This window comes from Exiguobacterium alkaliphilum 12/1, from assembly GCF_000714435.1.
Lineage (GTDB): Bacteria > Bacillota > Bacilli > Exiguobacteriales > Exiguobacteriaceae > Exiguobacterium > Exiguobacterium alkaliphilum.
In genome coordinates this window covers 14885-27880 of the sequence record NZ_JJMW01000064.1, presented here as the reverse complement: position 1 = coordinate 27880, position 12996 = coordinate 14885, and the positions used below count along the sequence as shown (strand labels likewise).

The following is a 12996-nucleotide window of genomic DNA, read 5'->3' as shown; positions in this document are numbered from 1 at the left end:
ATTTTGTGAAGAAGACAACATGAGAAAAGAGGGACATCTGATGAATCGATACTTTGATTATGCCGCCACCCATCCGATGACGAAGGCTGCGCTCGACCATTACGTGGCGATGGCCCGGGGCGTCTACGGCAACCCGTCCTCCCTCCATATCGCCGGATTCATGGCGGAAGATTATTTGACCGAGGCGAGACGACTCATCAAACAAGCGCTCGGCCTCGACATGCTCCGCGGCAAACTGCTCTTCACCGGGAGCGGCTCCGAGAGCAATTACATCGCGCTGACGAGTCTGCGGAAACGCATGAAAGGCAAAGAAGTGATCACGTCGTGGCAAGAGCACGACTCGGTGTCGCTCCTCCTTGACGAATGGGAGGCCGAGGGCGTGACCGTCCACCGCTTGAAATTGAAGGACGGCCGTTTCGACCATGAGACGTTCACCCGGCTCCTTGACCGGGACATCGGCCTCGTGACGTTTCAGCACGTCAACTCGGACACGGGTTGGGTCTTGCCGCTTCATCACATCCTCTGCCAATTGAAATATAAAAAAGTGCTCCTTCACGTCGACGGTGTCCAGGCGCTCGGGAAGATTCCCGTTTCCGTCGACGGGATTGACGCCTACTCGTTCAGCGCCCATAAAGTCGGGGGTCCAAAAGGCATCGGCGGGCTATATATGGAACGCCTGCTTCCCCCGCCCTATTATCCGGGCCATCACCAATACGGGATTCGACCGGGGACGATCGACGTGCCCGGAATCTGCGCCTTCGTCAAGGCGTTCACCGAACGGCACGAGGCACGGACACGTCATGAAAGAAATTACGTGGCGTTTCGTGCTATCTTGAAAGAGAAGACATCGTCTTACGTAACATGGCTCGAGTTCGAGCAGCAGAGCCCGGCCATCTTTTCGTTCGTCTCGAGCCGGCGCGACGGGCAATGGTGGATGACCGAACTCGACGCGCTCGGGTTTCAAGTCTCGGCCGGGTCGGCTTGCCGGGCCGGTCAGAACGGGCCGAACCGCATGCTCGAGTCGCTCGGTTTCGAGACGAGCGCCTGTCACGGGCTCGTCCGCATCTCGTTCGGGGAAGGTACGACCATCGAGGCAACGTCGGCGCTCGCCGACGCCATCGTCACTTTAGCAAGGAGAGTTGAATCGTATGAACAAACGCTTAGCCGGTGAAGAACGCCGGCGTACGCTATTAGAACTGATTGAATCGAGCACGGAGCCCATCACCGGGGCCGAGCTCGCCCGCCACGTCGCGGTCAGCCGACAAGTCGTCGTCCAGGACTTGTCGCTCTTGAAGGCGAAAGGCCATCAAATCGTCGCGACGGCGCGCGGGTATGTCTACCTTCCCGGTGAAGGGGCACCATCGGCCTACACCCGAAAGATTGTCTGCCGTCACACACCCGAAGAGATGGAAGTCGAGATGAACGCCATCGTCGATGAAGGGGTCACGATTCGCGACGTCATCATCGATCATCCCGTCTACGGCTCCATCACCGGACAGCTCATGGTGAAGAGTCGTCGCGACGTCCGGGCCTTCTTAGAACGGGTCGCCGCCAATCAAGCCGCTCCGCTGTCGCATTTGACGGACGGGCTCCACATCCATACGCTCGAGGCGGACAGCGAGGACGCGATTCACGCCGCCGTCGAGGAGCTCGATCGGCTCGGCATTCTCGTGTCGGCACTCGACTAAAAAGATGTCACGTTTTTGTGACATCTTTTCTTTTGCTTTTTCGTCCCGTCCGGTATACTGATGGATGGGTATGATTTCCTATTAACTTATTTGAGAAAGGAGTGACGCGGCATGTGGCATTTCCTCGAACAACTGTTGGTCGGTTGCGGTGTGTTCAGCATCCCGCTCGGCATCTTCATCCAACTGATCCCGAACGAGCTCGTGCTCGCTTACGGCGGTTATCTCGTCGGGTCCCTTGACGCGTCGTTCCTCTTCATCTTCCTACTTGCCTGGTCCACCTTCGTGACGAGCCAGGTCGGCTTATATTGGATCGGCCGCTACGGCGGGCGCCCGGTCGCGTTGAAACTGTATCGCTCGTTCCGCATCAAGCCGGAGAAGCAGCTGCAGGCGGAGGCGTGGTTCGAGAAATATGGCGCCTGGATCGTCTGCCTGAGCTTGATTTGGCGGCAACTGTTCGCCATCAGTGCCGGCGTCATGCGTTTGTCGTTCCGAAAGTTCTTCGTCGTGACGACGATCGTCTTCGCGGCCTGGTCGTTCGTCTTCATCAAAGTCGGGCTGATGCTCGGCAGCAACTGGCGGCAGATCGGGGAGTTCATGCACGGGTTCGGCCCGTACGTCCTCCTCGCGATTTTGTTGTTCTTCGGCGTCCGTTACGTCATGTCCCATCCGAGCATCTTAAAAAAGTCAGCTTGAGCCATCGCTCGAGCTGACTTTTTGAATAGAGGGAAATCACCCGTCTGCGGCGAATAGGTCAACGTGCAGTCATCACGCGAATAGACGGCAACCGTCAAAGGAGGAATCACCATGTTCCATCGTCGAAAAACGTATACGATTCGCCCAGAACGTCTTGAAGAATTCACGTCATTTTTCCATACATACCTGTATCCGATTCAGGTATCGCACGGCGCACGGCTCGTCGGCCGTTGGGTGACCGAAGACCAGACCGAGGTCATGGCGCTTTGGGAGTACCGCGACCGCGAGCATTACGAGCAAGTCGAACGGGACTACCGCGCGAGCTCGCTCCGCCGCGAGGCGATGAAGAAACGGGCCCGGCTCGGGAAGGACCTGTATATCAAATCAAGCGAGGAGTTCATGATGCCGACGGGCCATTACACGCCGCCGCGCACCATCGTCTCGGTGACCGCTTACGTCACGAACGATGCGGGCGAGGTGCTCCTCGTCCAAAATATGCACCGGAACGACACGTACGAGATGCCGGGCGGTCAAGTCGAAGAGCACGAGTCGCTCGTCGACGCCGTCCATCGTGAAGTGAAGGAAGAGACCGGGGCCGAGATTGAAGTCGAAGGCATCACGGGCATCTATCAGAACGTATCGTCTCGTGTGTTGTGTGTCACGTTCCGGGCCCGATACGTCTCTGGCGACCTCGCTCCGCAACCGGGCGAGACGCAAGAAGTCGGCTTCTACAACATCGATGCGTCGAACATCTCGGATTACATCAAACGCGAGCACTTCCAGATGCGCGTCCTCGACGCGATGGACCCGACGTATTTGCCGCACGCCATTTACAAAGTCCGCCCATACGAGCTGCTCGAACGTGTCGAGCGCCATCCTACCGTCTGACGACAAAAGGGACCCCCGGCTGGAGGTCCCTTTCGTTTATGCTTCTTCTGCCGGATCGGGCTCGGATTGGTTCGTTTCGACCAACAGCTTGCGCACACGGCGTTTTTCGACGTGGAGAACAGTGAACGTCATGTCCTCATACGTGACACGCGCCCCTTTCTCCGGGATGTCGCCGAGCAATTCGACGAACCATCCTCCCATCGTATTCGAGTCTATTTCAGGTTCTTTAATGCCCATCTCTTCGGCGAACTCATCGACGTCCATGTCGGCCATACATTCGTACACGCCTTCACGGAGGCGTCGCAAGTAGACGACCGATTCGTCGTGCTCGTCCCAAATGTCGCCGACGAGCTCCTCGAGCATGTCCTCGAGCGTGATGAGACCGGCCGTCCCCCCGAACTCATCGAGCACAATCGCCATATGCGACTGCTTTTGCTGCAAGATCGGGAGCAGCTCAATCAATTTCGTCTGAGGCGAGACGTACGTGAGCGGTCGGATGAGCGCCCGGACGTCCGTCACTTCCTCGCGTACCATCGAGCGGAGGAAATCCCGCTCGGACAGTACGCCGATGACGTTATCGATTGAATCTTTATAGACCGGCAGGCGCGAATGCCCGCCACTGAAAATGGTTTGTTTGATTTCTTCAAGCGAATCATCGATATCGACGGCAAGGATGTCGATGCGCGGCGTCAACACGTCATCGACTGTGATGTCGTTGAACGCGAAGGCGCTGTGCACGAGCTCGGCCTCGGTCTCCCCGAGCACCCCTTCCTCTTCCCCCATATCGACGAGCACTTTCAGCTCTTCTTCCGTCACGGACGGCTCTTTGTCCTTCATCCCGATGACACGAAGCGTCAGACGCTTCAGTCCCGTGAAGAGGATAGTGATCGGCTTCAACACCTTCACCAAGAAGATGAGAATCCCGCTAATGAGAAGCGAGTATTTCTCGGCGAACTCCTTGGCGAGCGATTTCGGGAGAATCTCACCGAAAATCAAGATGAGCACCGTCGTCGCGAACGTCGAGATGAGCAGGCCCGTCCCGCCGCTGAAGATGGATGTCGCGATCGCCGTCGCGACCGTCGCCGAGCCGATGTTGACGACGTTGTTCCCGACGAGAATCGTCGAGAGCGTGTCGTCGAACCGGTCGACGAGATGCAAGACGCGCTTGGCGGCCTTGTCCCCATCTTCCGCCATGCGAATCATGCGGACGCGGTTCACACTCGAGAGCGCGGTTTCCGCTGACGAGAAGAAGGCTGACAATAGAATCAGTACTGCATAAAGAATTAAACTAGACGAGGGCACAGGGTCCACGTGTACTTCACACTCCGTTCCTAATTGAAAAGATTATTCGACGAACTCGAACTCGAAGTCGAGAATCGCTACGACGCTGCCATCTTCGGCACCGAGTTTGCGGAGATCGTCGTCGATTCCCATCTGACGCATCTGACGGGCGAATCGTTTGATTGACTCGTCGTGGTCGAAGTTCGTCATCTTGAAGAGCTTCTCGATGCGTGGCCCCGTGATGACGAAGCGATCGTACTCATCGATGTTGATTTGATACCCTTTCTCTTCCTTCTCATAACGATAGACGACGCGCGGTGTCGCAGTCTTCTCTTCGAGCTCTTCGAGTGGGAACTCAGGCGTAGCATCCACAAGGTTAGCTACTTCGATAAGCAGATTGCGAAGTCCTTCTTTCGCGAGCGCTGAAATCGGGAATACTTTGACGTCATCACCGACTTTTTGTTGGAACTCGGCGAGATGCTCTTCTGCATCCGGCATGTCCATCTTGTTGGCGACGACGATTTGTGGACGCTCGAGGAGGCGTAAGTTGTACGACTCGAGCTCCCGGTTGATTGTCGTGTAGTCTTCGAACGGGTCGCGCCCTTCCATGCCGCTCATATCGATCATGTGGACGATGACTTTCGTCCGTTCGATGTGACGGAGGAACTGGTGACCGAGGCCGACGCCTTGGCTCGCCCCTTCGATGAGTCCAGGAAGATCGGCCATGACGAAGTCACGGTCATCTGCCGTCTTGACGACACCGAGGTTCGGTGTGATCGTCGTGAAGTGGTACGCGCCGATTTTCGGGCGTGCCGACGAGACGACCGACAACAGTGTCGATTTCCCGACTGATGGGAAGCCGACGAGGCCGACGTCCGCGAGGAGTTTCAACTCGAGGCGAAGTTCGCGCTCTTGTCCTGGTTCCCCGTTCTCGGCAATCTCTGGTGCCGGGTTGGCCGGCGTCGCAAAGCGACAGTTCCCGCGTCCACCGCGACCGCCTTTGGCAATCGTGGCGCGTTGGCCGTGCTCCGTCAAATCGGCGATGACGGTATCCGTCGCCGCGTCAAAGACGATTGTGCCTGGTGGGACTTTGACGACGAGCGGCTTCGCGCGACGTCCGTGCATCCCTTTCGACATGCCTTTTTCACCGTTTGAGGCGATGAATTTTTTCGAGAAACGGAAGTCGACGAGCGTACGCAACCCTTCTTCCACTTCAAAAATGACGTCGCCACCGTGACCACCGTCACCGCCGGCAGGGCCTCCGTCCGGGACATACTTCTCGCGGCGGAATGCGACCATCCCTTTACCGCCGTCTCCAGCTTTTACAAAAATATTAACCTGATCGACAAACATTTAATTCCCCTCCTTTAAACGAAACGTAGAACATTCTACGGTCTGTTCGTACACTTCCTCTGGCGTGAACACGCCTTCCGGCACGTTGCCGAAGACGCGCACCGTCAGTCCGTCCGTGAACGTCACATGAATCGGTCCATCCGTTCCTGACAGAAGACGGACGAGCTTGTCCGCCACGCACGCATCGTCTAACGATACGCGGTCGGTCGATACCGAATAGGTCAACCGCCCTTCCCAATTCGCTTGAATGACGACGAGACTCGTCGCCGGTACGTTCAACCGAATGAGCGCACTCTCTTCGTCGGCGTGCTGACGATATCGCTCGTACAACCCCTCGAGTTTATCAGGTTCGAGCGCCGCATACAAAGAGATCATCTGAAGCCGATTCATCCATTCGTGACGGACGGTCGATACGAGTTTCAGTGCTTCTTGTGAGTCCATTTGATCCTCTCCTAGAAAAAAAGACTCTAACCAAATAAGTGGCTAGAGTCTTCTGCGTGGTTCTACTTACGCAACTGGGTAAACGCTCACTTGTTTCTTGTCGCGACCAAGACGCTCGAAGCGTACTACGCCGTCAACTTTAGCAAACAATGTGTCGTCGCCACCACGGCCGACGTTTTCACCTGGGTGAATCTTCGTACCGCGTTGACGGTAGAGGATTGATCCAGCTGAAACAGTCTGTCCGTCAGCGCGTTTAGCGCCGAGGCGTTTCGAAATCGAGTCACGACCGTTTTTAGTCGATCCTACTCCCTTTTTCGATGCGAAGAACTGAAGGTTCAATTGTAACATGAGGTCCACCTCCTATTGTTCAATTTGGATATAATCACCGTAACTTTGGGCGACCGTGTCTAGTTGCACGAGCATCCCTTCTAGTAACAGCTGGGTGCGAGTCATATCCTCCGGCGATAAATCAGGATACGTCTCGACATAAAAGTAACCACCCTCTGTTTTGTCTGCCATTTCTACGAGAAGCGACTGACCTGCGAGTACCTCGACCGCGTTATACGCCCCAAAGATGATGGCGGAAACGCCGGCACACACTAAGTCAGAACCGGGTTCAGCAAAGTTGGCGTGACCTGTCACTTCAACGGAACGAATCGACTTCGTCTCGTCTCGTCTGACCATTACTCGAATCATAGCTTACGCTTCGATTTTCTCGATGCGAACTTTCGTGTAAGGCTGACGGTGACCTTGCTTACGACGGTAGTTTTTCTTAGCTTTCATTTTGAAGACAGTGATCTTCTTCGCGCGACCGTGTTTAACGACAGTTGCGACGACTTTAGCGCCCTCTACGAGTGGAGCTCCGACTTTAACATCGTCACCACCAACGAAAAGAACTTCACCGAATTCTACAGTACCCTCGACATCAGCATCGAGTTTTTCGATGTAGATCTCTTGACCTGCTTCAACTTTGATTTGCTTACCACCAGTTTTGATGATTGCGTACATATACGTGCACCTCCTTGTTTAACTCAGACTCGCCATCCAGGGCAGGGCAAAACCGTTTCAACCCGTTCTGTGCGGTTGTAGCCATTTGGGTGCTTCCAAACGAACTAACGTTATAGATGATACCACTCTCGTTCAAACGTTGTCAACGACGTTGTACGAAATTTTGACATTCCTCGTCCGTCCCGAAAAAGGCGATCTCTGCTTCCCCGTCAACGAAATAAATTTGAAGCCCGAACGCATCCCACTTCCCATCCTGCCATTTCGGCGGGAGCGCCAAGACGACGGCCTCATGCGCCGTCAAATCGAGAAGGTCACGCTCAAGCTTTGAGAAGACGGCGAGCTTCGACGGACGCCCGTCCCGCACCATCCGGTCTTGAATCGAGCGGCCGGTCCGTTCTCGGGACAGTTCGAACAACCCCATCTTCGTGAAACCGTACACTTCGACGCGACGCGGGTCGCGGACGCCGACTTCCTTCATCTTTTTCAAAATCCGGGCTTGTCCGTCCTTTGAACCGCGCAAAAAATCGATGACGACCATGCCGCCGATGTTGCGTAGCCGGAGTTGCTCCATAATCGTATAGAGCGCCGCCTCGTTAATCGTGTCGGCGGCCCGGCCTTTGTCTTTGACGGCGACGTTCTTGCCGCTGTTGACGTCGATGACGGTCATCGTCTCGACTTGTTCAATCAAGACGTACGCCCCGCCTTCGAGCCAGACGACCCGGCTCGTCAGCTTCGCAATCGCGTCATCAAGCCGACGTGCCTCGTTCATCCGGCCTTTGCCGACGAACCGCTCGACCGGGATTTCAAGTAGGTCGAGACGACGTTTCGCCTCGGCGTCGTTCGTCGTGACCGATTCGACCGTATGTTTCCGGGCGAACTGTTCACAGAGCAGCTCGTCTTGTCCGAAACGCGCGGACGCGACGTCTTGGGCCCGGGCACGCAGACGCGCAAGCTCGTCTCGTAACGCTTCAGGGTTCGCCTGGCCCGACTCGGTCCGGAAGAGCACCCCTTCCGCTTCCTCGAGATCGAACACTTTCGACAACCGGTCTTGTGTGACGAGGTCGAGCTTCCGGCTATAAAGTGTACGTCGTCCATACGGGAAATAGACGAGATAGCGTCCGCCGAAGCGGATGTTTTCCGTCACTTTATGATGTTTGCCGTTGATGCCTTCCTTCGTCACTTGAACGAGCCGTTTCTCGCCGACGACAGCCGCTTGACCGATCGTCGGGACGTCCGGGTACGACGCGAGCGCCTTCAGCGTCTCGGCGATCGGGAGGAAGAACGTCGTCGCGCCGTCGGTCAAAAACGCGGCCCCGAGCGATGGATGAATCCGTTCGACCGCCGCCTCGACGATTGTGCCGACGGCGAGTTGGTCGAGGAAGCGCTCTTCGACTTCGAGCAACCGCTCCCCGTCGACGAGCATCGCCCTCTCGATGGATGGGGTCCGTTCATAGATGAGTTTCATAGTTCGCTCTCCTTTCGACACAAAAAGGCAACTTTCGTTGCCTTTACGCTTTTTTCATTCCAAATTTCATCATGAGCTTTGTCCAGAAGCCGACCGGTTTTTTCTCCGTCTGAATCGACATGAGTGGCACCGATTCACCGAGGATGCGACGCGTGATGTTGCGGTACGCTTGTCCGGCGTTATTGTCCGGGTTCATCGTCACCGGCACCCCGCGGTTCGCGGCGGCGATGACTTCTTCGTCATCGACGACGACGCCGAGCAGGTCGATCGACAAGATGCGCATGATGTCATCGATGTCGAGCATGTCGCCCGATTCGACGAGATGGTTCTTGACGCGGTTGACGATCAATTTCGGTGCGGCGACGTGCTCGGCTTGCTCGAGCATCCCGATGATGCGGTCCGCATCTTGGACGGCCGCTTTCTCGGGTGTCGTCACGACGACGGCCTCGTCCGCTCCGGCGATGGCGTTCATGAAGCCTTGCTCGATACCGGCCGGGCAATCAATCAACACGAAGTCATATTGCGTCTTCAACTGGTCGATGATCTCTTTCACTTGTTCCGGTTGGACCGACGTCTTGTCTTTCGACTGGGCGGCCGGGAGCAAGTACATCTCTTCGAACCGCTTGTCGCGGACGAGCGCTTGATGCAGCTTGCATTGACCGCTAATGACGTCGACGAGGTTATAGATGCTCCGGTTGTCGAGTCCAAGCACGATATCCAAGTTCCGAAGACCGATGTCCGTGTCGACGAGACAGACCGAATGTCCAGACAATGCGAGACCCGTCCCGAGGTTCGCGGTCGTCGTCGTCTTCCCGACGCCACCTTTCCCCGACGTCACGACGATAGCCCGGCCTTTCTTCACTTCTTTCGCTGTATGTACAGGCTCTACTACTTGCTCCATCAAACTCACCCTCTCTGTAATTCCATTGCATATGCATCTTTCAATCCCGTCATGACTTGACGGAGACGTGTCATTTCAATCCCTTGATTCGTCTGATACGCGCAACCCATCTCGATTTCCGGAAGCTCTTCGCCGTCGTCCGACGCGAGAACGTGCTCGCCGATCGCCAAGAACTTCGGATGCAAGAGACTTGCCGTGATGACCGCGTCACTCCATCCTTCGACACCGGCCCGTACATTTCCTCGTATCGTACCTAAACAATAGATGCTACCTGTCGCCCGAACCTCGGACCCCGGGTTGACGTCCCCGATGATGAGGACGGACCCGTCAAACGAGAGCACTTGTCCGCTGCGGATTGTCCCGCTATGGTAGTGGAACGTCTTTTTGCCGTAAGTCGCCTTCGCCTCTTCGGTCAGCATGACCTCGCTCGAAAGCTCCTCGATATAAAAAACGCCATGACGAGCAACGACTTCACGAATTTGACGTGACAGCTCCTCGTCTAAATAACGAGTTCCCGCGTGCAACTTGAGTGCAATCTTCCCAGAGGGCGGCTCCATTTCTTCTAACGTGGCCTCAAGCTCTAGGAGCACGTCGTCGATGCCACTCCGTGGATTGAAGTGGATGGCAATCCCGTTGCGATGTCCTTTAATCGTAATGTGTCGTTTACGCTCCATCATGGCTACCCTCTCTTCGCTACAGGGCGCGTCGCCACGTACCGCGTCATCGGGTAATACAGTACCGCGATGGCGATTGCATTGACGAACAACGTCCCTGGAATCTGTTCAACTAAAAGTGTCTGCATGGTCATGGTCGTCCCGCCGATTGCTGCCATCACACTATAAATCGTGAACGAATAGACAAGAATCATAAACGTGAACGTGATGACGACCGAGAAGAAGTTCTCACCTATATATTTTAACACGAAGCTGACTAAGAGAGGAATGAGTGAAAAAGTAAATAAGTAAATTCCGAGCAAGTCGGTGTAGACGATGTCATACAGTAATCCGAAAACGAGCCCGAAACCGAACGCCGACTCAAAGCGGCCATACAAACTGATATACATGAGTCCGATCAACGTCAAGGCGAGGAACGGGGTCATGTAGTGCCAAGAAAAGATGGCCGCCCATGTCCCTTCAATAAGAAAGAGGAGGAACAGGGCGATGAACACTCTCATGTTACTCACCGGCTGCTCCTCCTTCCTCAGGTGCCGTCAAGAACGGTTCGACGAGCGTCCGATCGATGACGTACATTTGCGAGAACTCGTTGAAGTCCGCCTCTGGCTTGATGCGGGCCACTTGCGACACCCCGTACTCATCGGTCTCAATCGACTCGACCGTCCCGATGACGAGTCCGGCCGGATAACGGCCGCCAAGACCTGACGTCGAGACGATTTCGCCTTCTTTCAATTCGACGCTGTTCGAGATCTTCGTGAAGAAGAGCTCGTTCGTCTCACTGTCGAAGCCGTCAATCGTACCGTACGTCGCCTTCCCGTCCGCATCGTTGACGACGGCCGAGACGTTGTTCGTCCGGTTGTTGTCGCTGAGCAGTTGGACTTGCGACGTATACGCGCTCGTCTGGATGACGCGTCCGACCATGCCGCCGGCTGCCGTGACGGCCATCCCTCGCTCGACGCCACGCTCTTCCCCGACGTTAATCGTGATGTAACGTTGCCAATCGTTCGGCGTCCGTCCAATCACTTCGGCCGGGATGAGGTCGAAGTCCCGAAGTGACGTCTCGCTCGCGTCAATCATTCGACGCAGCTCCTCGTTCTCCCGGCGCAAATCGTCGGCTTCGACCGACACTTCAGCGTACTTCGTCAAATGTTGCTTCAATTGACGATTCTCTTCATAGATGTCGCGGACGTCCGTAATCGAGGACACCGTGCTGTCCATCCAGCCGATCGGCACGGTGAACACCCGTTGGAACGTCCCGACCACATCACGCGTGACGTCTTGGTACCATGCAGATTCCGACCGTCCTCGAATCGAAACCCCTAAAATCACGACGAATAAAATGATACCGATTAGCGTGATGATGAGCTTTTTATTGCGTACGAACCGGCTCATCACTGATCACCTCTCATCGACGTGACGAAATGCCTGATTTTGAACGGAGGACGTCCATCATTTCGAGAGATTTTCCAGTCCCGATGGCGACACAGTCGAGTGGCTCATCCGCGACGAGCGTCGGGATGTGTGTCTCGTCTGAGATGACGTCATCCAAGTTTTTAAGGAGCGCGCCGCCGCCTGTGAGGACGATGCCGCGGTCCATGACGTCTGCCGCGAGTTCTGGTGGTGTCTGCTCGAGCGTCTGCTTGACGCCTGCGAGAATCGCCTCGACCGTATCCGAAAGTGCTTCGCATACTTCAGCCGCTGACACTTCGATTTGTTTCGGAAGGCCCGTCACGAGGTCGCGACCGCGGATTTCCATCTTCTCGCCTTCGTTCGACGAATCGATTCGTGCTGAGCCGACTTCCATCTTGAGTGTCTCGGCCGTGCGTTCCCCGATCATGAGGTTGTATTTGTTTTTGATGTAACGAATAATGGCGTCATCCATTTCGTCACCGCCGACGCGAATCGATTGGCTCGTCACGATGCCGCCGAGTGAGATCACTGCGACTTCGGTCGTACCGCCACCGATATCGACGACCATCGAGCCTGTCGGTTCCCAAACCGGGAGACCGGCGCCGATTGCTGCCGCGAACGGTTCTTCAATCGTGTACGCCTCGCGTGCGCCCGCTTGTTTGGCCGCATCTTCAACGGCGCGCTTCTCGACCGAAGTGATGCCGCTCGGGACGCAAATCATGACGTTCGTCTTCGAAGAGAACAAACCGCTCTTCGACTTCTGCGCTTGCTCCATGAAGTACTTGATCATCGTCGCAGTCGTTTCAAAGTCCGCGATGACGCCGTCTTTCATCGGACGACGTGCCGTCACGTTGCCCGGTGTACGGCCGATCATATCTTTCGCCTGGTTACCCACGGCCTCGATTCTACCTGTATCTGTACGGAACGCCACAACAGACGGTTCACGAACGACGATGCCTTGACCTTTTACATAAACGAGCGTGTTAGCCGTTCCAAGGTCGATTCCGATTTCTCGGTTGAAACTACGAAACATAGGTGTTGCCCCTCTCTTATTTACACTATTTTTTATTATAACGGAAAAATCATGTTTGAAAACGTTCATTCGATTACAGGTTATTTACAATCCCTGCATCCAAGTCCTGTCTCACCGTCTACTAGTTTGCCTTCTTTTACCGAAAAACGCAAATCAAAAAA

16 protein-coding genes and 1 other annotated feature are annotated in these 12996 nt (G+C 55.4%); of the genes, 4 read left to right on the top strand and 12 right to left on the bottom strand.

Features of this window, described 5'->3' with window-relative positions; all coding sequences use genetic code 11:
* Positions 1-40: 40 nt before the first annotated feature.
* From RT52_RS13590 to RT52_RS13575, 4 genes are all read left to right on the top strand, one after another.
* Positions 41-1171 carry a cysteine desulfurase family protein gene (locus tag RT52_RS13590; RefSeq protein ID WP_156028825.1) on the top strand — a complete coding sequence of 377 codons (1131 nt, stop codon included), beginning with the start codon at positions 41-43 and terminating at the stop codon, positions 1169-1171.
* Positions 1149-1688, top strand: coding sequence for a transcription repressor NadR (locus RT52_RS13585; protein WP_034809685.1), 540 nt, complete (start codon positions 1149-1151; stop codon positions 1686-1688). The genes RT52_RS13590 and RT52_RS13585 overlap by 23 nt, the downstream gene beginning before the upstream one ends.
* Positions 1689-1799: 111 nt before the next feature.
* Positions 1800-2381 (top strand): DedA family protein, encoded by a 582-nt coding sequence (locus RT52_RS13580; protein ID WP_034817958.1) that lies wholly within the window; start codon positions 1800-1802, stop codon positions 2379-2381.
* 111 nt (positions 2382-2492) lie between these two features.
* Entirely contained in the window at positions 2493-3269 is a 777-nt protein-coding gene (locus tag RT52_RS13575; RefSeq protein ID WP_034817957.1) for an NUDIX domain-containing protein, read from the top strand.
* 36 nt (positions 3270-3305) lie between these two features.
* Here RT52_RS13575 and RT52_RS13570 read toward each other — a convergent pair whose 3' ends face one another.
* From RT52_RS13570 to RT52_RS13515, 12 genes are all read right to left on the bottom strand, one after another.
* Positions 3306-4571: a hemolysin family protein gene (locus RT52_RS13570; protein WP_034817956.1), complete on the bottom strand. Its 1266-nt coding sequence runs from the start codon at positions 4569-4571 to the stop codon at positions 3306-3308.
* Positions 4572-4613: 42 nt separating this feature from the next.
* Complete coding sequence (gene obgE, locus RT52_RS13565; RefSeq protein ID WP_034809692.1) at positions 4614-5903, bottom strand: GTPase ObgE; 1290 nt, start codon at positions 5901-5903, stop codon at positions 4614-4616.
* Complete coding sequence (locus tag RT52_RS13560; protein WP_034809695.1) at positions 5904-6344, bottom strand: Spo0B domain-containing protein; 441 nt, start codon at positions 6342-6344, stop codon at positions 5904-5906.
* Between the two features lie 66 nt (positions 6345-6410).
* Positions 6411-6692, bottom strand: coding sequence for a 50S ribosomal protein L27 (rpmA, locus tag RT52_RS13555; RefSeq protein ID WP_016508537.1), 282 nt, complete (start codon positions 6690-6692; stop codon positions 6411-6413).
* A 12-nt stretch (positions 6693-6704) separates the two neighbouring features.
* The gene (locus tag RT52_RS13550; protein WP_034809697.1) at positions 6705-7040 is read right to left on the bottom strand and encodes a ribosomal-processing cysteine protease Prp; all 336 of its coding nucleotides are present in this window, start codon (positions 7038-7040) and stop codon (positions 6705-6707) included.
* 3 nt (positions 7041-7043) lie between these two features.
* Complete coding sequence (gene rplU / locus RT52_RS13545) at positions 7044-7352, bottom strand: 50S ribosomal protein L21 (protein ID WP_016508528.1); 309 nt, start codon at positions 7350-7352, stop codon at positions 7044-7046.
* A 15-nt stretch (positions 7353-7367) separates the two neighbouring features.
* Positions 7368-7439: a sequence feature (ribosomal protein L21 leader region), on the bottom strand.
* Positions 7440-7494: 55 nt separating this feature from the next.
* Complete coding sequence (locus tag RT52_RS13540; protein WP_034809699.1) at positions 7495-8817, bottom strand: ribonuclease E/G; 1323 nt, start codon at positions 8815-8817, stop codon at positions 7495-7497.
* Between the two features lie 43 nt (positions 8818-8860).
* Positions 8861-9718, bottom strand: coding sequence for a septum site-determining protein MinD (gene minD / locus RT52_RS13535; RefSeq protein ID WP_051622741.1), 858 nt, complete (start codon positions 9716-9718; stop codon positions 8861-8863).
* 5 nt (positions 9719-9723) lie between these two features.
* On the bottom strand, positions 9724-10395 hold the full coding sequence (locus RT52_RS13530; RefSeq protein WP_034809700.1) for a septum site-determining protein MinC: 672 nt from the start codon (positions 10393-10395) through the stop codon (positions 9724-9726).
* 2 nt (positions 10396-10397) lie between these two features.
* A complete protein-coding gene (gene mreD, locus RT52_RS13525) occupies positions 10398-10892 on the bottom strand; it encodes a rod shape-determining protein MreD (protein ID WP_051622742.1) in 495 nt (164 codons plus the stop codon).
* A gap of 1 nt (position 10893) precedes the next feature.
* Positions 10894-11784, bottom strand: coding sequence for a rod shape-determining protein MreC (gene mreC, locus RT52_RS13520; protein ID WP_034817955.1), 891 nt, complete (start codon positions 11782-11784; stop codon positions 10894-10896).
* A gap of 13 nt (positions 11785-11797) precedes the next feature.
* Entirely contained in the window at positions 11798-12835 is a 1038-nt protein-coding gene (locus tag RT52_RS13515; RefSeq protein WP_034809705.1) for a rod shape-determining protein, read from the bottom strand.
* Positions 12836-12996: the final 161 nt, after the last annotated feature.

Coding starts and splice junctions, on each gene's coding strand:
- mreC (WP_034817955.1), bottom strand. CDS start 11,784: ATGAGCCGGTTCGTACGCAATAAAAAGCTCATCATCACGCTAATCGGT.
- minD (WP_051622741.1), bottom strand. CDS start 9,718: ATGGAGCAAGTAGTAGAGCCTGTACATACAGCGAAAGAAGTGAAGAAA.
- RT52_RS13550 (WP_034809697.1), bottom strand. CDS start 7,040: ATGATTCGAGTAATGGTCAGACGAGACGAGACGAAGTCGATTCGTTCC.
- RT52_RS13575 (WP_034817957.1), top strand. CDS start 2,493: ATGTTCCATCGTCGAAAAACGTATACGATTCGCCCAGAACGTCTTGAA.
- obgE (WP_034809692.1), bottom strand. CDS start 5,903: ATGTTTGTCGATCAGGTTAATATTTTTGTAAAAGCTGGAGACGGCGGT.
- RT52_RS13530 (WP_034809700.1), bottom strand. CDS start 10,395: ATGATGGAGCGTAAACGACACATTACGATTAAAGGACATCGCAACGGG.
- RT52_RS13540 (WP_034809699.1), bottom strand. CDS start 8,817: ATGAAACTCATCTATGAACGGACCCCATCCATCGAGAGGGCGATGCTC.
- mreD (WP_051622742.1), bottom strand. CDS start 10,892: ATGAGAGTGTTCATCGCCCTGTTCCTCCTCTTTCTTATTGAAGGGACA.
- RT52_RS13585 (WP_034809685.1), top strand. CDS start 1,149: ATGAACAAACGCTTAGCCGGTGAAGAACGCCGGCGTACGCTATTAGAA.
- RT52_RS13590 (WP_156028825.1), top strand. CDS start 41: ATGAATCGATACTTTGATTATGCCGCCACCCATCCGATGACGAAGGCT.
- rplU (WP_016508528.1), bottom strand. CDS start 7,352: ATGTACGCAATCATCAAAACTGGTGGTAAGCAAATCAAAGTTGAAGCA.
- RT52_RS13515 (WP_034809705.1), bottom strand. CDS start 12,835: ATGTTTCGTAGTTTCAACCGAGAAATCGGAATCGACCTTGGAACGGCT.
- rpmA (WP_016508537.1), bottom strand. CDS start 6,692: ATGTTACAATTGAACCTTCAGTTCTTCGCATCGAAAAAGGGAGTAGGA.
- RT52_RS13560 (WP_034809695.1), bottom strand. CDS start 6,344: ATGGACTCACAAGAAGCACTGAAACTCGTATCGACCGTCCGTCACGAA.
- RT52_RS13580 (WP_034817958.1), top strand. CDS start 1,800: ATGTGGCATTTCCTCGAACAACTGTTGGTCGGTTGCGGTGTGTTCAGC.